This is a genomic window from Pseudomonas sp. FW300-N2A2 (assembly GCF_017351735.1).
Lineage (GTDB): Bacteria > Pseudomonadota > Gammaproteobacteria > Pseudomonadales > Pseudomonadaceae > Aquipseudomonas > Aquipseudomonas migulae.
In genome coordinates, this window is sequence record NZ_JACNDU010000008.1 from 131,245 (window position 1) to 150,582 (window position 19,338).

Annotated in this window: 14 protein-coding genes and 2 pseudogenes; 10 read left to right on the forward strand and 6 right to left on the reverse strand. The window is 61.2% G+C overall.

Going from position 1 to position 19,338, the window contains the following annotated elements; all coding sequences use genetic code 11:
- Positions 1-8: 8 nt before the first annotated feature.
- The 6 genes from J4E42_RS13770 to edd all read right to left on the reverse strand — a co-directional run bounded on the left by J4E42_RS13770 (position 9) and on the right by edd (position 8,012).
- Positions 9-1,316 (reverse strand): ABC transporter substrate-binding protein, encoded by a 1,308-nt coding sequence (locus tag J4E42_RS13770; protein ID WP_008032967.1) that lies wholly within the window; start codon positions 1,314-1,316, stop codon positions 9-11.
- A gap of 117 nt (positions 1,317-1,433) precedes the next feature.
- Positions 1,434-2,693 carry an AGE family epimerase/isomerase gene (locus J4E42_RS13775; RefSeq protein WP_207285453.1) on the reverse strand — a complete coding sequence of 420 codons (1,260 nt, stop codon included), beginning with the start codon at positions 2,691-2,693 and terminating at the stop codon, positions 1,434-1,436.
- Between the two features lie 182 nt (positions 2,694-2,875).
- Positions 2,876-4,345 (reverse strand): ATP-binding protein, encoded by a 1,470-nt coding sequence (locus J4E42_RS13780; RefSeq protein WP_008038610.1) that lies wholly within the window; start codon positions 4,343-4,345, stop codon positions 2,876-2,878.
- Entirely contained in the window at positions 4,335-5,066 is a 732-nt protein-coding gene (locus tag J4E42_RS13785; protein ID WP_008031015.1) for a response regulator, read from the reverse strand. The genes J4E42_RS13780 and J4E42_RS13785 overlap by 11 nt, the downstream gene beginning before the upstream one ends.
- A 172-nt stretch (positions 5,067-5,238) precedes the next feature.
- Positions 5,239-6,189 carry a glucokinase gene (locus J4E42_RS13790; RefSeq protein ID WP_008031013.1) on the reverse strand — a complete coding sequence of 317 codons (951 nt, stop codon included), beginning with the start codon at positions 6,187-6,189 and terminating at the stop codon, positions 5,239-5,241.
- Positions 6,186-8,012, reverse strand: coding sequence for a phosphogluconate dehydratase (edd, locus tag J4E42_RS13795; protein ID WP_207285454.1), 1,827 nt, complete (start codon positions 8,010-8,012; stop codon positions 6,186-6,188). Before edd ends, J4E42_RS13790 begins: the two co-directional genes overlap by 4 nt.
- A gap of 220 nt (positions 8,013-8,232) precedes the next feature.
- Between edd and gap the strand changes: the two genes are divergently transcribed.
- The 10 genes and pseudogenes from gap to J4E42_RS13840 all read left to right on the forward strand — a co-directional run bounded on the left by gap (position 8,233) and on the right by J4E42_RS13840 (position 19,288).
- Positions 8,233-9,234 (forward strand): type I glyceraldehyde-3-phosphate dehydrogenase, encoded by a 1,002-nt coding sequence (gap, locus tag J4E42_RS13800; protein WP_008031008.1) that lies wholly within the window; start codon positions 8,233-8,235, stop codon positions 9,232-9,234.
- 139 nt (positions 9,235-9,373) lie between these two features.
- A complete protein-coding gene (locus tag J4E42_RS13805; RefSeq protein WP_008038633.1) occupies positions 9,374-9,838 on the forward strand; it encodes a methylglyoxal synthase in 465 nt (154 codons plus the stop codon).
- A gap of 77 nt (positions 9,839-9,915) precedes the next feature.
- Complete coding sequence (locus J4E42_RS13810; RefSeq protein ID WP_008038635.1) at positions 9,916-10,434, forward strand: RNA polymerase sigma factor; 519 nt, start codon at positions 9,916-9,918, stop codon at positions 10,432-10,434.
- Between the two features lie 81 nt (positions 10,435-10,515).
- The gene (locus tag J4E42_RS13815) at positions 10,516-11,481 is read left to right on the forward strand and encodes a FecR domain-containing protein (RefSeq protein ID WP_207285455.1); all 966 of its coding nucleotides are present in this window, start codon (positions 10,516-10,518) and stop codon (positions 11,479-11,481) included.
- A gap of 122 nt (positions 11,482-11,603) precedes the next feature.
- Entirely contained in the window at positions 11,604-14,195 is a 2,592-nt protein-coding gene (locus tag J4E42_RS13820; protein WP_207285456.1) for a TonB-dependent receptor, read from the forward strand.
- A 114-nt stretch (positions 14,196-14,309) separates the two neighbouring features.
- On the forward strand, positions 14,310-14,918 hold the full coding sequence (locus J4E42_RS13825) for a biliverdin-producing heme oxygenase (RefSeq protein WP_207285457.1): 609 nt from the start codon (positions 14,310-14,312) through the stop codon (positions 14,916-14,918).
- 120 nt (positions 14,919-15,038) lie between these two features.
- Entirely contained in the window at positions 15,039-15,431 is a 393-nt protein-coding gene (locus J4E42_RS13830) for a YbaN family protein (protein ID WP_192229111.1), read from the forward strand.
- A 465-nt stretch (positions 15,432-15,896) separates the two neighbouring features.
- Positions 15,897-16,865 (forward strand): annotated as a pseudogene (locus J4E42_RS29725) (chemotaxis protein); the annotation flags it as partial.
- Positions 16,866-17,243: 378 nt separating this feature from the next.
- A pseudogene (locus J4E42_RS29730) lies at positions 17,244-17,771 on the forward strand (methyl-accepting chemotaxis protein); the annotation flags it as partial.
- 185 nt (positions 17,772-17,956) lie between these two features.
- Positions 17,957-19,288: a CoA transferase gene (locus tag J4E42_RS13840; protein ID WP_207285458.1), complete on the forward strand. Its 1,332-nt coding sequence runs from the start codon at positions 17,957-17,959 to the stop codon at positions 19,286-19,288.
- The last annotated feature ends 50 nt before the right edge of the window (positions 19,289-19,338 follow it).

The following is a 19,338-nucleotide window of genomic DNA, read 5'->3' on the forward strand; positions in this document are numbered from 1 at the left end:
CTCAGGGATTACTGGGCGGCTTTGACAGCCGATGCCAGTTGGGCGCTGGCCTTGGCCGGGTCAGCGTCCTTGTCGTTCATGAAGTTGGTGACCACGTCGAAGATCGCGCCTTGCACGGCCAGGGAAGTGGCCATGTTGTGCGCCATGCTTGGTTGCAGGCCGCCGGTCTTCTCGTCCGCCAGGAAGTCCTTGGCGGCGGTTTGAGCGCAGGCGTCGAAACCGAGCTTGTCCATCTCGTTCAGCATGTCGGTACGGACCGGGATCGAACCCTTGTTGATGCTGAAGACTTTCTGGAAATCGGTACCCAGAGCAACCTTGGCCAGGTCTTGCTGGGCGGCGATGTCACCCTTGCGATCAGCTTTCAGCTTGAATACAGCCATCGAGTCGATGTTGTAGGTGAAGGCTTTTTCGGTGCCCGGGAACGGCACGCACTGGTAGTCCTTGCCGGCGACTTTCTTCGCCGCAGTCCATTCGCTTTTCGCCCAGTCGCCCATCATCTGCATACCGGCCTTGCCGTTGATGACCTCGGCGGCAGCGATGTTCCAGTCACGACCGGCGCGGTTCGGGTCCATGTAGCCGGTGAGTTTTTTCAGCTCGGTGAACGACTTGGTCATTTCCGGCCCGGACAGGGTTTTCTGATCCAGGTCTACCAACGCTTTTTTGTAACCGTCGGCGCCCATGACCGAGAGCACCACGTCTTCAAACACGGTGCTGTCTTGCCAAGGCTGACCACCGTGGGCGAGCGCGATGAAGCCGGCGGCTTTGAGCTTGTCGCCGGCGGCGTAGAATTCTTCGAGGGTGGTCGGGGCTTTGTCGATCCCGGCTTTCTTGAACACTTCCGGGTTGATCCACAGCCAGTTCACACGGTGAATGTTCACCGGAACGGCCACGTAGTCGCCTTCGTATTTGACGGTGTCGGAGACTTTCTTGATCAGCAGGTTATCCCAGCCTTCGGACTTGGAAACGTCTTTCAGGGTGTCGGTGCTGAGCAGGCCAGTGCTGCCCCACTCCTGGATGTCCGGCCCCTTGATCTGGGCAACGCCCGGCGGGTTACCGGCGACTGCGCGGCTTTTCAGTACGGTCATGGCCGTGGAACCGCCACCACCGGCGACTGCGCCGTCCTTCCAGGTGAAGCCGTCTTTTTCGACTTGAGCCTTGAGGACATCGACCGCTGCTTTTTCACCACCCGACGTCCACCAGTGAACAACTTCCACCGAACCTTTGGAATCGGCGGCAAGGCCACTGAGAGGAAATGCACTGAGGGGAAGCAGCGACGCGAGAGAAATGACAGTAGCGAGGCGAGAAATCGCATTCATCTAGTAGTACCTTTCTTGTTGTTATGCATGCAAGTCTGGTGCTTGCGCTGCATAGGATTTTAAACAGGAGTCATCCCCTCGCAGGTAACGAAGGGACGCGTGAATGTCACCGCATGGTTACATAGAACCGCTCTGGGACAGACTCGCCAAGGCACTGGCCATGCTCGGCGCCAGCGGCAGGCGCGGAATCAACACGGCTTGCCAGGCGTGATAGAGATCGGGTTTGCCGGCCCAGATATCGGCGCTCGGACGGTTCTGCGGATCGAGCTCGTGATACCAACTGCCCTCGCAGCGGTCGATGAAATGACTGTCACAAAATTCCCAGAACAGTCGGTACCAGGTTTCATATTGCTCATCGCCCGTGCGTTTAAGCAGCGCGCTGGCGGCGGCGCTGGCTTCGCAATGGGTCCAGTGCAAGCGATGGCGAACCACCGCGCGGTTATCCCAATCGAGGGTGTAGACAATCCCGGGTAGCCCATCGACATCCCAGCCATGGCGGCAGTTGTGCTCGAAGAGTTTTTGCGCGTCAGTGGCGAGCCAACCGGGCGTCAGCATCCCGGCCTGTACTCGCGCAGCTTCGAGGTGCAGCAACAGCCGGGCCCATTCGAAGCCGTGTCCCGGCGTGGTGCCGTAAGGACGGAAACCGTCGGCCGGGTTGTCGTGGTTGTAGTCGCGCAACGGCTGCCAGTCGCGGTCGAAATGTTCGACCACCAGGTAATCGTTGGCGGCGGCGTGACCATGGATCACGCGCTCGACGATCCGTTGCGCGCGGCACAACCAGCGATTGTCTTGCGTGACATCGGCCAGCGCGAGGAAGGCTTCGGTGGCGTGCATGTTGCTGTTGGCGCCGCGATAACGTTCCTCTTCACGCCAGTCGCGATTGAAGGATTCGCGCATTGCGCCCTCCTCCTCGCTCCAGAAATACGTGTCGATGATGTGGATCGCGTCATCGAGCAAGGCCTGTGCACCGGGACGCTGCGCCACCACGGCGGAACTGGCGGCCAGGGCAACGAAGGCGTGCAGGTAAGCGGCCTTGCCGGTGTTGTCGTCAAGGGGATGCGCGGTGGCGAACCAGCCACCATGCTCGGCATCGCGCAACGGCCCGCGAAGGGCATTGATGCCGTGATCCACCAGCTCGGCGAAACCCGGCAGGCCCTGGATGTGCGCCATGGCGAAGCTGTGGGTCATGCGCGCGGTGTTCATGGTTTCGGCATGGGCGTTGGTCGGGAGACAGCCCTTTTCGTCGAGATTGCCGAAGCCCTCGGGGAGCTTCGATGCCTTGGCGAATGCCAGCAGGCGCAGGCCTTCGGCGGCGAGCCATTGCTGATGGGCCGGTGCGTTCAGCCAACTGCTGAAAGCGGGTTGGAAGGTGTCCATGGGGTGCCTTTTTTGTTGTTATGACTGCGGGCAGTCTAAACAACGGGCGGTGGCGGGCTTGTAACGAAGGGGGCGAGTTATGTCACCGAATGGTGACATTTTGTAGGAGCCAGCTTGCTGGCGATGGCGTTTTCAATGACGCTATCGCCAGCAAGCTGGCTCCTACAGGGATTTGTGTTTTTTCAGTCGATTGATCGAGGCAATTGGAGCGTCACCCGCAACCCACCTTCACGCAGGTTTTGCAGGCTGACTTCCCCGCCATGGCTATGGGCAATGTTGCGCGCAATGCCCAATCCCAACCCATAACCCTGCTGCTGCCCGGCCAGACGAAAGTGCGGCTCGAACACCTGCTCCAGCCGCTGCTCCGGCACACCCGGCCCTTCGTCATCGACATGCAGGACAAACGCGTTCTCGTCGTCATCGATGTGTAGGTGCGCGTTCTGACCGTACTTCAAGGCGTTGTCGATCAGGTTGCCGATGCAGCGCTTGAGCGCCAGCGGTTTACCCGGATACGCCGCCAGCGCCCGCCCCTGCTGGGTCACGCGACCATTGCCGTTAGGCGCCAGATACGGTTCCACCAGGCAATCGAGCACATGGTTGAGGTCCACCTGTTCGATGTTTTCGTGGATGTCAGTGTCTTTCACGCATTGCAGCGCGCCTTTGACCAGCAGCTCCAGCTCATCGAGATCTCGTCCGAATTTGGCTTGCAGCTTTTCGTCTTCCAGCAATTCGACACGCAGGCGCAAGCGGGTAATCGGCGTGCGCAAATCATGGGAAATCGCGCTGAACAACTGGCTGCGTTCAGTCAGGTAACGGCTGATACGTTCGCGCATCGCATTGAAGGCGCGCCCCACTTCCACCACTTCACTGCCGCCGCCTTCGGCCACCGGCTCGACTTCCGCCCCGAGGGACATGTCCCGCGCAGCCCGTGCCAAACGCTTGAGCGGCCGGCTCTGCCAGTGCACCAGCAGGCCGATGAACAACAGCAAAAAGCCGCTGGTGAGGACGATGAACCAGACTTGCTGCGCCGGCAGGCCTTGCTCTTCAAGGCTGGTGTAGGGCTCGGGCAACAGCGAGGCGATGTACAGCCACTCGCCCGGCGCCATCTGGATTTGCGTGACCAGCACCGGCGGATTCACCGGCTCCAGGGTCAGTGCGTAATGCGCCCAGGAACGCGGCAGCTCATCCAGTTTCAGGCCACCGTTGAAGATCCGCAGGTCTTCGGGGCTGACGAAGGTCACCGAGATATCGGTGTCCTGGCCGAGCGACTGGCGCAGCACTTCGTCCACGGCTTTGAGCACCGCCGCTTTGCGCGGGGTGATCGGCAGCACTTCCATGCCAAGCGGTTTGTCGTTGAGGGTCACCACAAAACGGGTGCCGCCCATGCTGCGCAACTGGTCAAGCACCAGCGGCCTGAACGCCACCGGCAACGAGCGAAAATAACTGACACTGGCGGTCATCGAATGGGCAAGGCTACGGGCGCTGGTGACCAGGCCTTCCAGCTGCGTGGCACGCAATTGCGAAACCCAGATCACGCTCGACAACGTCTGCGCGAACAACACCGCCAGCAAGGTCAGCAGCAGCATCCGCCCGAGCAGCGAACGCGGGACCGGGATCTTTGCCGCGAGCTTGCGCAACACCTCAGTGACCATTGCTGGCAACCACATTGGCCGCCAACTGATAACCGCTGCCGCGCACGGTGCGAATCAGTCGCGGCGGTTTTTCGGTATCGCGCAGGCGTTGGCGCAAACGGCTGACGGCCATGTCGACGATCCGGTCCAGCGGCATCAGGTCGCGGCCACGGGTGGCGTTGCCGATGGTGTCGCGGTCGAGGATTTCCTGGGGGTGATCGAGGAACAGTTTCAGCAGGGCGAAATCGGCGCCGGAGAGAATCACTTCTTCGCCATCGATGTGGAACAGCCGATGGCTGACCATGTCCAGTCGCCAATCATCAAAGGCCAGCACTTCACTGCCGGAACGTTCCTGGCCGAATTGCGCACGACGCAACAAGGCTTTGATCCGCGCCTGCAATTCACGGGGGCTGAAGGGTTTGCCGAGGTAGTCGTCGGCGCCCAGTTCCAGGCCGATGACGCGGTCGGCTTCGTCGGAGCTGGCGGTGAGCATGATGATCGGCACTTGCGCCTGACGCGGGTGCTGGCGGATCCAGCGGCAGAGGCTGAAGCCGTCTTCGTCGGGCAGCATCACGTCGAGGATCACCAGATCGCTCGGCGCATCGTTCAACGCCTGGCGAAAACCGGCGCCGTCGGGCGTGGTACGTACCTGGAAACCCGCGCGGGTCAGGTAGGTGTCCAGCAACTCGCGTATCTCTTGATCGTCATCGACCAACAAAATCGACTTGTTGACTGAGCTCACGGGGCGGCGTCCTTGTTGTTTGAATTGGAGGATTATGCCTGATCGATCATAAATCTATGTGTCTGTTCCGGCCTCTTCGCGGGCAAGCCTCGCTCCTACAGGTTGCTCCGGTGCTTCTGTAGGAGCGAGCGGTGCGGCGTCCGACTTGCCCGCGAAGAGAACGACGCGGTCCTTATGCCTGGTCGAGGGCCACACCCGCACCCACCAACCCGGAATACGGCGCCGTCACCAGCCACACCGGAATCCCCTTGAAGTAATCGCTCATGCAACCCTTGTCGGCAAAGCACCGCGCAAAACCGCTTTCGAGGAAGAAATCGGCAAACCGCGGGATCACCCCACCGACGATAAACACGCCACCGCGCGCGCCCGTGGTGAGCACGTTGTTGCCCGCCACGCGACCGAGCCAGCAACAGAACTGTTCCAGCACTTCCAGCGCAATCGGATCACCCGCCAGGCCGGCGGCGGTAATCGCTTCCGGCGTTTCGAGCACAGGCGTATGCCCGTCCACCGCGCAAATCGCCCGATAGACGCGCGGCAAGCCGCTGCCACTCAACGCCGTTTCCGCGCTGACATGCCCAATCTCGTTGAAGATGTGCTGCCACAACTGAGTTTCACGCGGGCTGCTCAACGGCAAATCGACGTGGCCACCCTCGCCCGGCAATGCAGCAAAACGCCCTTCGCCGAGATCGAGCAAAGTACCGACGCCCAACCCCGTGCCCGGGCCAATCACCACCGCCGGGCGCAACGGTTCCGGCGTGCCTTCGCAAACCACGCGGAATTCGCCCGGCTGCAAACGGGTCATGCCCAGCGCCATCGCCGAGAAGTCGTTGACCAACAGCAGTTGCTCGACTTGCAAGGTCTGGCAGAACGCCTTGCGACTGAGGCGCCAGTGATTGTTGGTGAACTTGAATTCATCACCGCTCACCGGGCCGGCCACTGACAGACACACGGAACCAATCGAACCCGGCGCCAGCCCCTGCCCGTTCAGATAGACGCTGATCGCCTCTTCCGGGCTGGGAAAATCTGCCGTTGCCAGCACCTGGACCGATTCCAGCTGCTGGTTTTTCCACAACGCGAAACGTGCGTTGGTCCCACCGATGTCACCGACCAAAGCCAGTTTCAATTAAGCGTCTCCAGGGCAGAAGTAAAGGCGCTGGCGCCCTGCTCTGCGGAGCTGAAGGCCATGCGCATGAAACCAAACAGCTCGCGACCGGTGCCAATGTTGTTGCCCAACAGGCCCTTGGCAGGTTCGCGCGCTGCGAATTCTTCGGCGTCAACCTTAAGCTCCAGAGTGCCTTTGACGCCATCGACGCGGATGATATCGCCCTCTTGGACTCGCGCCAAAGCGCCGCCCACGTAAGCTTCGGGGCTGACGTGAATCGCCGCCGGGATTTTCCCCGAGGCGCCGGACATGCGTCCGTCGGTGACCAGCGCGACTTTGAAGCCGCGATCCTGCAGCACGCCGAGGAACGGCGTCATTTTGTGCAGTTCCGGCATGCCGTTGGAGCGCGGGCCCTGGAAGCGCATCACCGCGACAAAGTCCTTCTCCAGTAAACCGGCCTTGAACGCATCGGCCAGATCCTGTTGATCCTGGAACACCATTGCCGGTGCTTCGACGATCTGGTTTTCCAAGGCGACTGCCGAGACTTTCATCACGCCACGACCGAGGTTGCCTTCCATCACGCGCAAGCCGCCCTCGGGCGAAAACGCACGCGCCACCGGGCGCAGGATGGTTTCATCGAGGCTGTCGGTGACGCCTTCGCGCCATACCAGCTCACCGTTATCGAGGAACGGTTCCTTGGTGTAGCGGCTCAGGCCGTGGCCCAGAACCGTGTTGACGTTTTCGTGGAGCAGGCCGGCTTCCAGCAGTTCGCGGATCAGGAACGACATGCCGCCCGCCGCCTGGAAGTGGTTGATGTCGGCTTTGCCGTTCGGGTAGACGTGGCTCAGGGTCGGCACGACTTCGGAGAGGTCGGCCATGTCCTGCCAGGTCAGTTGAATGCCCGCCGCCATGGCAATCGCCGGCATGTGCAAAGTGTGGTTGGTCGAACCGCCGGTGGCGTGCAGCGCCACGATGGAGTTGACCAGCGAACGCTCATCGACGATTTCGCCGATCGGCATGAAGTTGCCATTCTGCTTGGTCAGGCGCGTGACCTGATGCGCCGCTTCGCGGGTCAGGGCATCGCGCAACGGCGTGTTCGGGTTGACGAAAGAAGCGCCCGGCAAGTGCAGGCCCATGACTTCCATCAGCAACTGGTTGGTGTTGGCGGTGCCGTAGAAGGTGCAGGTGCCGGGGCTGTGGTAGGAATTCATTTCCGATTCCAGCAGCTCTTCACGCGAGGCCTTGCCTTCGGCATAGCGCTGACGCACATCGGCTTTCTGCTTGTTGGAAATGCCCGAGACCATCGGCCCGCCCGGTACGAAAATCATCGGCAGATGACCGAAGCGCAACGCGCCCATCATCAGGCCCGGCACGATCTTGTCGCAGATGCCGAGCATCAGCGCGCCATCGAACATGTTGTGGGAAAGGGCAACAGCGGTGGACAGCGCGATCACTTCACGGCTTGGCAGGCTCAGTTCCATGCCCGGCTCGCCTTGGGTCACGCCATCGCACATCGCCGGGGTGCCGCCGGCGAACTGGCCGACGGAGCCGATTTCGCGCAGGGCTTTTTTGATCAGTTCAGGAAAGACTTCGTACGGCTGATGCGCCGAGAGCATGTCGTTATATGACGAAACAATCGCGATGTTCGCGGAGTTCATCATTCGCAGGCTGTTCTTGTCTTCGGTGCCGCAACCGGCCACGCCATGGGCGAAGTTGGCGCATTGCAGCTTGCCGCGCATCGGACCGTCGCTGGCCGCACCGCGAATGAGCGCAAGGTAAGCCTCGCGGGTTGCGCGGCTGCGGGCGATAAGCCGTTCGGTGACCTCAAGGACGCGGGGATGCATGTGTAGAACTCCAGGCTAACGGATGTGGCGACCTGATTGTCTATGCTGAACAAGAGCCGTTGTTGATGGGATGACAAACGGCTTTCTTGATCATTCGGACCAGTTGATTCAGGTCACTCGTTGTAGATTGAACAAAATATTGCCACTAAAAAGGCTTGTTTTCTATTTTTATGCGAATAATCTTGTAATTCCAACAACAAAACGACGGCGGCCCTGTTAAATGACTCTTCGAATCGCAATCAATGGTTTTGGCCGTATCGGCCGCAACGTCCTTCGCGCACTGTATACCCAAGGCTACCGTCAGGATTTGCAGATCGTTGCAATCAATGACCTGGGCGACAGCGCGATGAACGCTCATCTGCTCAAGTACGACACTGTTCACGGCACGTTCGACGCCGATGTCCAGCATGATCAGGAAAGCCTGACCGTCAATGGCGACCGGATTTCCGTCAGCGCCATTCGTAACCCGGCCGAGCTGCCTTGGGCCGCGGAAAAGATTGATGTCGTGTTCGAATGCACCGGTTTGTTCACCGACCGGGCCAAAGCCGCCGCGCATATTACGGCCGGCGCGCGCAAAGTGATCATCTCTGCACCGGCCAAAGGCGCCGACGCCACCGTGGTGTATGGGGTGAACCACGACATTCTGCGCCAATCGCACCAGATTATTTCCAACGCGTCGTGCACCACCAACTGCCTGGCCCCGGTGGCCCAGGTGCTGCACCGCGAACTGGGCATCGAAAGTGGTTTGATGACCACCATCCACGCCTACACCAACGATCAAAACCTGACCGACGTCTACCACACCGACCCGTACCGCGCCCGTTCGGCCACCCAGAACATGATCCCGAGCAAGACCGGTGCGGCCGAAGCGGTCGGCCTGGTGCTGCCGGAACTGGCGGGCAAACTGACCGGCATGGCCGTGCGTGTGCCGGTGATCAACGTGTCGCTGGTGGACCTGACCGTGCAACTGAAGCGCGAGGCGTCGGCCGATGAAGTGAATGCGCTGCTCAAGGAAGCCAGCCAGCATTCGAAGATTCTGGGCTACAACACGTTGCCGCTGGTCTCGAGCGACTTCAACCACAACCCGCTGTCGTCGATCTTCGACGCCAACCACACCAAGTCCAGCGGCAAGCTGCTCAAGGTTCTGGCCTGGTACGACAACGAATGGGGCTTCTCCAACCGCATGCTCGATAACTGCCTGGCGCTGTGCAACGCTGAGTAAGTTGGCGTCCGGAATACCGCTATCGCCGGCAAGCCGGCTCCTACAAGGTTGCGGCGTACCCGGTCCCTGTAGGAGCCGGCTTGCTGGCGATGGCGGCCTCATGAACACCATCGTCGGTAACCTACCTACGGAACATCCCATGATCGGTATCAGCTTCACGCAAAAAACCGTCGCCGCGCGCAAACGCATCGCCCTGGTCGCCCATGACCACTGCAAGGTGTTCCTGCTGGACTGGGCCGAGCGGCACAAAGACAAACTCGCGCAACATGAACTGGTCGCCACCGGCACCACGGGTTTGTTATTGCAACAACGCCTCGACCTGCCCGTGGAAAGCATGATCAGCGGCCCCTTGGGCGGCGACCAGCAACTCGGCGCACAAATCGCCGAGCAGCGGGTCGACATGCTGGTGTTCTTCTGGGACCCGTTCGAACCGCAACCCCATGACCCGGACATCAAGGCGTTGCTGCGGGTCGCGGCTGTCTGGAACATTCCCGTCGCCTGCAATGAATGCAGCGCCGACTACCTGCTCAGCAGCCCGTTGATGGATCAGGCGCATTCACATCGCATTCCCGATTACGCGACCTATTTGCTGGGCCGCGCATAAACCTTCACAAATCAGGACTTGACCATCGTAGCGGATGATAAGCATTATCATTTGATCAAAATGGATCAGGTCCTCCCGTGAGTCAATCGCGCTTCAATCATGTCTTCATCGCCCAGCGCGTCTCTCTGCTGCGCACGCTGGAGCGGATGGTCAACAATCACAGCACCGCCGAAGACCTCTTGCAGGAGACCTACCTGCGCGTGACCCGTGCGCTCAGCGAACGGGCCATCGACCACCTTGAACCCTTTGTTTTCCAGACCGCCCGCAACCTGGCGCTGGACCATTTGCGTGCTCGGCGCATTCAGTCCCGGACGATGCTCGACGACGTGCCGATGGACGTGGTGGAAAGCATTGCCGCACCGGCCAGCAGTGCCGAGGATGCCGCCCATGCCAAACAATTGCTGGAGCGTTTGAACGTGAGCCTCAGTGAACTCAGCGCCCGTCAGCAGCAGATTTTCATTCTCAGCCGTTTGCACGGGCACAGCTATCTGGAGATTTCCGAGAAGCTCGGCGTGTCATTGAGCACGGTGCAAAAGGAGTTGAAGCTCATCATGGCCATCTGCATCGGTGTCGCCGAACGGTTAAACGGCGACTGAGCAAGCAAGGCTTTGCTACCCTTGCCCACTTTCAAGCTCCACTAAAAAACAGCCGTGCACAGACACTGCCGAGGAAACACCGTGACGGACACCCACCGCTCCCCTCCGCCCTCCCCGGCGCGGGACTCCGCAAGTGCGATGGACCAGGCCCTGGACTGGCTGATCGTGCTGGGCAGTCCGAGCGAAGAACAGTCTCGCCAGTTCCAGGCATGGCTGGACGCCGACCCTTTGCATGCGCAAGCGTTCGCCAAGGCCCAGGCCATCTGGGACGGCCCGCAAGTCGTGCAATGCGCGCAGCACCTGGCCGCGCTGCCACCCAAAGTCACCGTGTTGTCGCGCCTGCGCCCGCACTGGAAACCGTTGGCCACTGCTGCCGTGTTGATCCTCGGCCTGTTCAGTTTCAGCAACCTGCCCCTGCGTCTCCAGGCCGATCACCTGACGGTGGTCGGTGAGCGTCAGCGCCTGCAACTGGAGGACGGCTCGAAAGTCCTGCTCAATACCAACTCGGCGTTTTCCAGCACCATCAACGATCAGCAGCGCGTCGCCCGCCTTTATCAGGGCGAAGCGTTTTTCGAAGTGCCGGCCCATCGCGGCCAGCCGCTGGAAATCGACGCCGGACCGGTGAAGGCCAGCGTGCACGACACCGCGTTTGCGGTGCGCTACCTCGATGGCGTGACGCAGGTTCAAGTGCAGCGTGGCGATGTCGACTTGCGGGCGACCCGCGACGACGCACGGATTCGCCTGTCTGCCGGCGAAAGCATCCGCATCGGCCCCAACGGTTTCGACCGGCCGGCCAGGCTCGACGCCGCGACTGACCTGGCCTGGGTCCAGGGCCGACTGGTGTTCGAAAACTGCCCGATGAGCCAGGTGCTGGCGGAACTGCGTCGCTACTACCCAGGCTGGATCATCAACAACAACGAGCAGTTGGCCGACGTCGCCGTGACCGGCAATTACCGTCTCGACCAGCCGCTGGACGTGGTCCGCTCCCTGGCGCACATCACCTCGGCGCGGCTCCAGGAATATCCGGCGCTGGTGATCCTGAACTAAATGAGAATTATTTTTACTCGATAGCTGAAGCTCGTACGTCTCGTTATAGCCAATGCAATTGATTCGCATCTTCATATGCCAATCAGCACCTATAAAGATTCGTGCGACTCGGAGCGCTATCGATGTCCTCTCGCCTTACCCGCCACTCCTCTTCACCGTCCCGCGTGCTCTCGCTGCTGACCGCCGCCATCCTCATGGCTGGTAGCGCGCCGCTGATGGCCGCCACCGCCGCCGAACAACCGACGCGCAACATGGGCGATTACGCGTTTGCGATCCCGCAACAGTCGCTGGTCTCGGCACTCAATGCCTTTACCGCGGTGACGGGCTGGCAGGTCGGCTTGCCGGCAGAACTTGGGCAAGGCGTGGCCTCGCCGGGTGTGCGCGGGTCCTTGTCGCCGGAGAAAGCCCTGGATCGCCTGTTGGTGGGGACCAACCTGAGCTATCGCAAACTGGGCAACAACAACATCGTCCTGGAAAAGCGCCCGAGCAGCGGCGCGCTCAATCTGCAACAGGTGACCATCAGCGCCACCCGCCAGGAACAAACCGTGGAAAGCGTGCCGGGCACCGTCACCGTTCACACCCGCGAAGAGCTGGACCGCAACAACGTCAACACCATCAAGAACCTCGTGCGTTACGAACCGGGCGTTTCGGTCGGTGGTGCGGGCCAGCGCGGCGGGATCAGCGGCTACAACATCCGCGGCATCGACGGCGACCGGATCCTGACCCAGGTCGATGGCGTCGAAGTGCCCAACGATTTCTTCAACGGCCCTTACGCCAAGACCCAGCGCAACTACGTCGACCCGGAGATCATCAAACGCGTCGAAATCCTCCGCGGGCCGGCCTCGGTGCTGTACGGCAGCAACGCCATCGGCGGCGCGGTCAGCTATTTCACCCTCGACCCGGACGACATCATCAAACCCGGCAAAGACGTCGGCGCCCGCCTGAAAACCGGCTACAGCTCCGCCGACGAGAGCTGGCTGAAGTCCGCGACTGTGGCTGGCCGCGCCGATCAGTTCGATGGCTTGCTGCATTACAGCCAGCGCGACGGTCATGAAACCGAATCCTACGGCAGCAACAACGGCACCGGCCTGGCGCGCACTGCGGCCAACCCGGAGGACGTGCGAACCTACAACGTGCTGGCCAAGATCGGCTGGAACTACAACGAAGATTCGCGCCTGGGCCTGACGTATGAAAAGTACAAGGACGACCGCGACACCGATCAGAAAAGCGCCTACGGCGGTCCGTTCGACAAAGGCCAGCCGGCGATTCCGGCCAGCGTCCTGCCGGGCGGCATGTACCAGTGGCGCACCGGTAACGACACCGTCACCCGCGAGCGTTTCGGCCTGGAACACAGCTTCGCCCTCGACAGTCTGCTGGCAGACAACGTCAAGTGGAGCCTGAACCACCAGGTCGCCAAGACCGACCAGAGCACCGAAGAGTTCTACTACCCGATCTCACGCAAAGTGCTGCGCACCCGCGAAACCCTTTATGAAGAAAAGCAGTGGGTGTTTGACGCGCAACTGGACAAGGCTTTCAGTCTTGCCGACACCGAGCACCTGCTGACCTACGGCACCACGATCAAGCAGCAGAAAGTCACCGGTTCGCGCAGCGGCAACGGCACCTGCCTCGCGGTCTTTGGCTCCTGCCGAACCCTCGGCGCCGTCAGCACCGCAGACGTGCTGAAAAAATCCAGCGACTTCCCCGATCCGACCGTCAACACCTACAGTTTGTTCGCCCAGGATCAAATCAGCTGGGACAAATGGACCTTCCTGCCGGGGCTGCGCTACGACTACACCGAGCTCAAGCCGCACATCACCCAGGAGTTCTTGAACACCGTGGCGGCCGATGGCCGCGGCACCGTCAGCAACGACTCAAAAACCTGGCATCGTGTGTCGCCGAAATTCGGCCTGACCTACGCCCTGACCGACCAGTACACCTGGTATGGCCAGTACGCCGAAGGTTTCCGCACACCGACCGCCAAGGCGTTGTACGGGCGCTTCGAGAACACCACCACCGGTTATCGCGTGGAACCCAACCCGAACCTCGACCCGGAAACCAGTAAAGGTTTTGAAACCGGTCTGCGCGGTCAATTCGAATCGGGCTCCTTCGATGTGGCTGTGTTCTACAACAAGTACCGCGACTTCATCGAAGAGGATGCCATCTCCCCCGGTTACAACGAGCTGACCTTCCAGAGCGCCAACATCAAGCGCGCCACGATCAAGGGCGCAGAGGTCAAGGGACGTCTGAACCTCGACGTCTTCGGCGCGCCACAAGGTCTGTACACCCAGGGCTCGGTGGCCTACGCCTACGGTCGCAACAATGACAACGGCGAACCGATCAACAGCGTCAACCCGCTGACCGGCGTGTTCGGCCTCGGTTACGACCAGGACAACTACGGTGGTTTGCTCAGCTGGACGCTGGTGAAAAAGAAGGATCGCGTCGACGACACCAAATTCAAGTCGCCGGACGGCGTCAGCAGCCAGTTCAAATCGCCGGGCTTCGGCGTGCTGGACCTGACCGGTTTCTACAAAGTGACGGACGACGTGACCGTCAGCGCCGGGGTCTACAACCTGACCGACAAGAAGTACTGGCTGTGGGATGACGTGCGCGGTTACGACGGCGTCGGCGAGGCTTCGGTCCTCAGCCCGGCCAACCTTGATCGCCTGACTCAGCCGGGTCGCAACTTCGCGGTCAATCTGGTCTGGGACATCTGACCCTGCACGCTCACTGCGCGGCTTTTTATAGAGCCGCGCGGTGAGGTTTTTTTACGCTCAGGCGTCTTCTTGTTCGTCTCGTTACCAAGCGCCTCTTTTCTTCAAGGATTTCTCATGACTAACCAGGACACTGCTCAACGCCCGGCTTTGCGCTCGCAACGCTTGAACCAGATCACCCATGAGCCCCACACCAAACTCGATGCACTGGTCAAAGCCCACGCGCCGTTCGAAACCCAGGCCAATTTCGCCCGTTTCGTGGTGGCGCAGTATCTGTTCCAGTCGGAGCTGGTGGCGCTGTACAACGATGCCGAACTGATCGCCATCGTTCCCGATCTGGCGGCGCGCTGCCGTGCCGAGGCGGCCAAGGCAGACCTGGCCGATCTGGACACCGAAGTGCCGGCGCCTGTCGCGGGTGCAGTGAACACCCCGAGCAAAGCCGAAGCGCTGGGTTGGTTGTTTGTGTCCGAAGGCTCGAAGCTCGGTGCAGCGTTCCTGATCAAACGGGCTGTCGGCCTGGGCCTGAGCGAGACCTTCGGTGCCCGTCACCTCGGCGAACCGGCCGGTGGCCGCGCTGAAGGCTGGAAAAGCTTCGTCAAGACGCTGGACGGTCTGGAACTCACCGAGCAGGAAGAAGCCGAGCTGGATAAAGGCGCAATTAATGCGTTCAACCGCTTCACCGTGTTGCTGGAACACGCCTACGCCACCATCCCCGAACTCGCCTGATAACCCCGCCCTTGTAGGAGCGAGGCTTGCCCGCGAAGAACGATAACGCGGTTTTTCTGACAGACCGCGTTATCGTTCTTCGCGGGCAAGCCTCGCTCCTACAGGTCATAAATCGATCTTATGACTCGCCCCTCCTCCAAACTCGCCCGTTTCCTGTTCGGTCTCTTGGCCTACATCAGCCTAGCCATCGGCCTGATCGCCATCGTCGTGCCTGGCCTGCCGACCACCGAGTTCGTCCTGCTCGCCGCCTGGGCCGCGACCAAGAGTTCGCCGCGCCTGAGTGCCTGGCTGGAAAACCATCGGCTGTTCGGTCCGATCCTCTGCAACTGGCGCAACGGCAAAATCGTTGCGCGTCGAGCCAAGGTCAGTGCCACCGTGAGCATGCTGCTGTGCGCCGGGTTGATGCTGGTCATGCTCGATCACGGTTGGCCGGTTTACCTCGCCATCGCCGGCATGAGCCTGGGCAATCTGTGGATCTGGTCACGACCGGAATCACTGCCGCAAACCACCTGACACACTCCGCGATTTATCCCCGTTTTAAAGCGCTTTTCGGCACATTTTTCCGCGCAAACGTTCAACCATGACCGTTCGTCGGAGTCACCTTCATGCATCCTCGCCCCACGCCGATGCGCAGAGATTGGCGCTGAATGGATTTGGCGAACCGGGTCGACCTCGACTCGCAGCCAACACTTCATCCCTTCGCGAGTTCGTCCTATGTTCGACTCTCTGTCCATCCGCCTGAAAATCGTTCTGCTCTCCGGTCTATGCCTGCTGGGCGTGGTCGTCCTGATCGTCAGCATGAACTTCTACCAGACCAACCAGAACGATGAGCTGGTCAGCGCCTCCAGCAGCAAAATGCTCACCAACAGCGTGCAAGACCTGCTTCAGGCCAAGGCTGCCGAGCAAGCGGTGCGTGTGCAGAAAACCTTTGGCGAAAGCCTGTTGGTGGTGACCGCCCTGGCGGACCAGATCAAGGACATGCGCACCCTGGCCGCCAAGCGCTCGCTTGAGGCCGGCGCCCTGCGTGAAGAGTTGAACCAGAGCCTGAAAACTGCCTTCGAGCGCAACAGCAAAGTGCTGGGGATCTGGCTGGCGTTCGAACCCAACGGGCTGGACGGCAAGGACAGCGAGTTCGCCAATGACGCCGCTCGCCAGTCCAACGAAGCCGGTCGTTTCGCCAGTTACTGGAGCCGCGCCGGTGGTACCGCGCTCAACACGATCATGGTCGAAGACGACATGACCAAAACCACCTTGAGCCTCAGCGGCACGCCTTACAACAGCTGGTACACCTGCCCTCGCGACAACAAGCGCACCTGCTTGCTGGACCCGTACGCCGACACCGTCGGCGGCAAGGAAATGCTGATGACCACCATTTCCGTTCCGCTGCTGGTGGACGGCAAATCCATCGGTGTAGTCGGTGTGGACATCGCCCTCGACGCCCTTCAGGCAGCGGCTGTCGATTCCCAGCGTGATCTGTTCAACAGCGCCGGGCACATGCTGATTGTCTCTGGCAGCGGCGTGCTCGCCGCTTACAGCGTCGACGCGAGCAAGGTCGGCAAAAGCATCGGTGAGACCCTGGGCGCAGAAGGCAAGGATGTCCTGCAATTGCTCAGCGGCGGCGCACCGAAAATCCTCGAACAAGGTGATTTGATTCGTGCGGTGTACCCGGTCAGCCCGATCAGCGATTCCAAAGCCTGGGGCGTGGTGATCGACCTGCCCAAGCAAGTGCTGCTGGCCGATTCGGTGAAGCTGCAAACGGTGCTCGATGATGCCCAGCAAAGCGGCACAATCAAAGCCGTGCTGGTGGCGGTCGCTGCCGGCCTCGTCGGCCTGCTGCTGATCTGGCTCACCGCTTCGGGCGTGACCCGGCCGATCAACAGCGTCGCCGAGATGCTCAAGGCCATTGCCAGCGGCGACGGCGACCTGACCCAGCGCCTGCATTACAGCAAGCAGGACGAACTGGGCGAACTGGTGAGTTGGTTCAACCGCTTCCTCGACAAGCTGCAACCGACCATCGCGCAGATCAAACAGAGCATCACCGATGCCCGTGGCACCGCCGACCAGTCTTCGGAAATCGCCCGCCAGACCAGCGAAGGCATGCAGGTGCAGTTCCGCGAAATCGACCAGGTCGCCACCGCGTCCAACGAAATGAGCGCCACGGCCCATGACGTCGCCAACAGTGCGTCGAACGCGGCAAACGCTGCCAAGGGCGCTGACCAGTCGGCTCGCGATGGCATGTCGATCATCGAACGCAGCACCCGCGACATCAATCAACTGGCCGACGAAGTCAGCAAGGCGGTGACCGAAGTCGAAGCGCTGGCGGTCAACAGCGAGCAGATCGGTTCGGTGTTGGAAGTCATCCGCAGCATCGCCGAGCAAACCAACCTGCTGGCGCTCAACGCCGCCATCGAAGCCGCCCGTGCCGGCGAGAGCGGTCGCGGTTTTGCGGTGGTGGCCGATGAAGTGCGCAACCTGGCCAAACGCACGCAGGATTCGGTGGAAGAGATTCGTATCGTCATCGAACGCATCCAGACCGGCACCCGCGGCGTGGTCGCTACCATGCATTCGAGCCAGACCCAGGCGCACAGCAACGCCGGACAGATTCAACAAGCGGTGCAAGCCTTGAGCAAAATCAGCGACGCGGTCACGGTGATCAGCGACATGAACCTGCAAATCGCCAGCGCCGCCGAACAACAAAGCGCCGTGGCCGAAGAGGTCAACCGCAACGTCTCGGCGATCCGCACCGTCACCGAAACCCTGACCGGCCAGGCCACCGAATCGGCGCAGATCAGCAGCCAGCTCAACTCCCTGACCACCCACCAGATGAAATTGATGGATCAGTTCCGCGTATAACGCCACATCGCAAATCCCTGTAGGAGCGAGCGATGCGGCGATCCGACTTGCCCGCGAATGTGTCGACGCGGTGTGTCAGGCAGACCGCGTTATCGTTCTTCGCGGGCAAGCCTCGCTCCTACAGGTTTCACCCGCATCATCAGCTGTTTGATCTATGCTCGGCCTCTCGTTCCGGAGGGCCTTCGATGACTGATTTACTCACGTCCATTCAAGCCGCACTCGGCTTGCCCCACACCCCGATTCCGTTCACCTCGAAGGGCGCCCTGCCCTCGGCGTTCGCCGTCACTGACCTGGCGAGCGCCAGCATTGCCGCTGCCGGCCAGGCGGTCAGCGAGTTACTGCACCAGCACACCGGTCGTTTGCCCAACCTTGAAGTCGACCGTCGCCTCGCGTCTTTCTGGTTCGCGACGTCGATCCGTCCCGTCGGCTGGAGCGTTCCTCCACTCTGGGACCCGGTGGCCGGCGACTACCCGACCAGCGACGGCTGGATCCGCCTGCACACCAACGCGCCTCATCACCGTGCGGCGGCCGAAAAAGTGCTCGGCGCCTGTGCCGACCGCGCCGCCGTGGCGAGCAAGGTTGCGCAATGGGCGAAAACCGATCTGGAACACGCCGTGGTCGAGGCCGGTGGCTGTGCCGCCGAAATGCGCAGCTGGGCGCAATGGCAGGCGCATCCCCAGGGCCTGGCGGTGAATTCTGAACCACTGATTCAGTTCAGCGCCGGCAACCCTGAATCGTCGCCATCGTGGCAAGGATCGGTGGCACGACCACTGGCCGGAATCAAGGTGCTGGATTTGACCCGCGTGCTTGCCGGCCCGGTCGCCAGTCGCTTTCTTGCCGGCCTCGGCGCCGACGTTTTGCGCATCGACCCACCGACCTGGAACGAGCCCGGTGTGGTGCCGGAAGTCACCTTGGGCAAACGCTGCGCACGCCTGGACTTGCATGACCCGGCAGATCGCATCCTGTTCGAAAGCCTGCTCAAGGACGCCGACATTCTGCTCCACGGCTACCGCGCCGATGCGCTGGAACGGCTGGGTTACGGCGTCGCCGAACGACAGGCACTCGCGCCCGGCCTGATCGACGTCTGCCTGAATGCCTACGGCTGGAGCGGACCATGGCAGAACCGCCGCGGCTTCGACAGCCTGGTGCAGATGAGCAGCGGGATTGCCGAAGCGGGGATGCAATGGAAGAAGACGGACAAGCCGACGCCGTTGCCGGTGCAGGCGCTGGATCATGCCACCGGGTATTTGATGGCGGCTGCGGCGATCACGTTATTGGGACGGGGTGGGTCGGCACGGTTGTCGCTGGCGCGGACGGCGAAATTGTTGATTGAACAGGGTGCGGGGACGAGTGAGCTGCTGCGGGCAGAGGATGAAAACGATCAGGACTTGCTGGTTGAACAGACGCCCTGGGGGCCGGCGCATCGGCTTCATGTGCCACTGAAAATCACCGGGACGCCGTTGCAGTGGGCGATTCCGGCGTCTGAATTGGGTTCACATCGCGCGCAGTGGTGGTGACTTTCAAATAGCTATCGCCGGCAAGCCGGTCTCGCTCCCACACTGGATCA

Coding starts and splice junctions, on each gene's coding strand:
- gap (WP_008031008.1), top strand. CDS start 8,233: ATGACTCTTCGAATCGCAATCAATGGTTTTGGCCGTATCGGCCGCAAC.
- J4E42_RS13840 (WP_207285458.1), top strand. CDS start 17,957: ATGACTGATTTACTCACGTCCATTCAAGCCGCACTCGGCTTGCCCCAC.
- J4E42_RS13775 (WP_207285453.1), bottom strand. CDS start 2,693: ATGGACACCTTCCAACCCGCTTTCAGCAGTTGGCTGAACGCACCGGCC.
- edd (WP_207285454.1), bottom strand. CDS start 8,012: ATGCATCCCCGCGTCCTTGAGGTCACCGAACGGCTTATCGCCCGCAGC.
- J4E42_RS13830 (WP_192229111.1), top strand. CDS start 15,039: ATGACTCGCCCCTCCTCCAAACTCGCCCGTTTCCTGTTCGGTCTCTTG.
- J4E42_RS13820 (WP_207285456.1), top strand. CDS start 11,604: ATGTCCTCTCGCCTTACCCGCCACTCCTCTTCACCGTCCCGCGTGCTC.
- J4E42_RS13825 (WP_207285457.1), top strand. CDS start 14,310: ATGACTAACCAGGACACTGCTCAACGCCCGGCTTTGCGCTCGCAACGC.
- J4E42_RS13805 (WP_008038633.1), top strand. CDS start 9,374: ATGATCGGTATCAGCTTCACGCAAAAAACCGTCGCCGCGCGCAAACGC.
- J4E42_RS13770 (WP_008032967.1), bottom strand. CDS start 1,316: ATGAATGCGATTTCTCGCCTCGCTACTGTCATTTCTCTCGCGTCGCTG.
- J4E42_RS13780 (WP_008038610.1), bottom strand. CDS start 4,345: ATGGTCACTGAGGTGTTGCGCAAGCTCGCGGCAAAGATCCCGGTCCCG.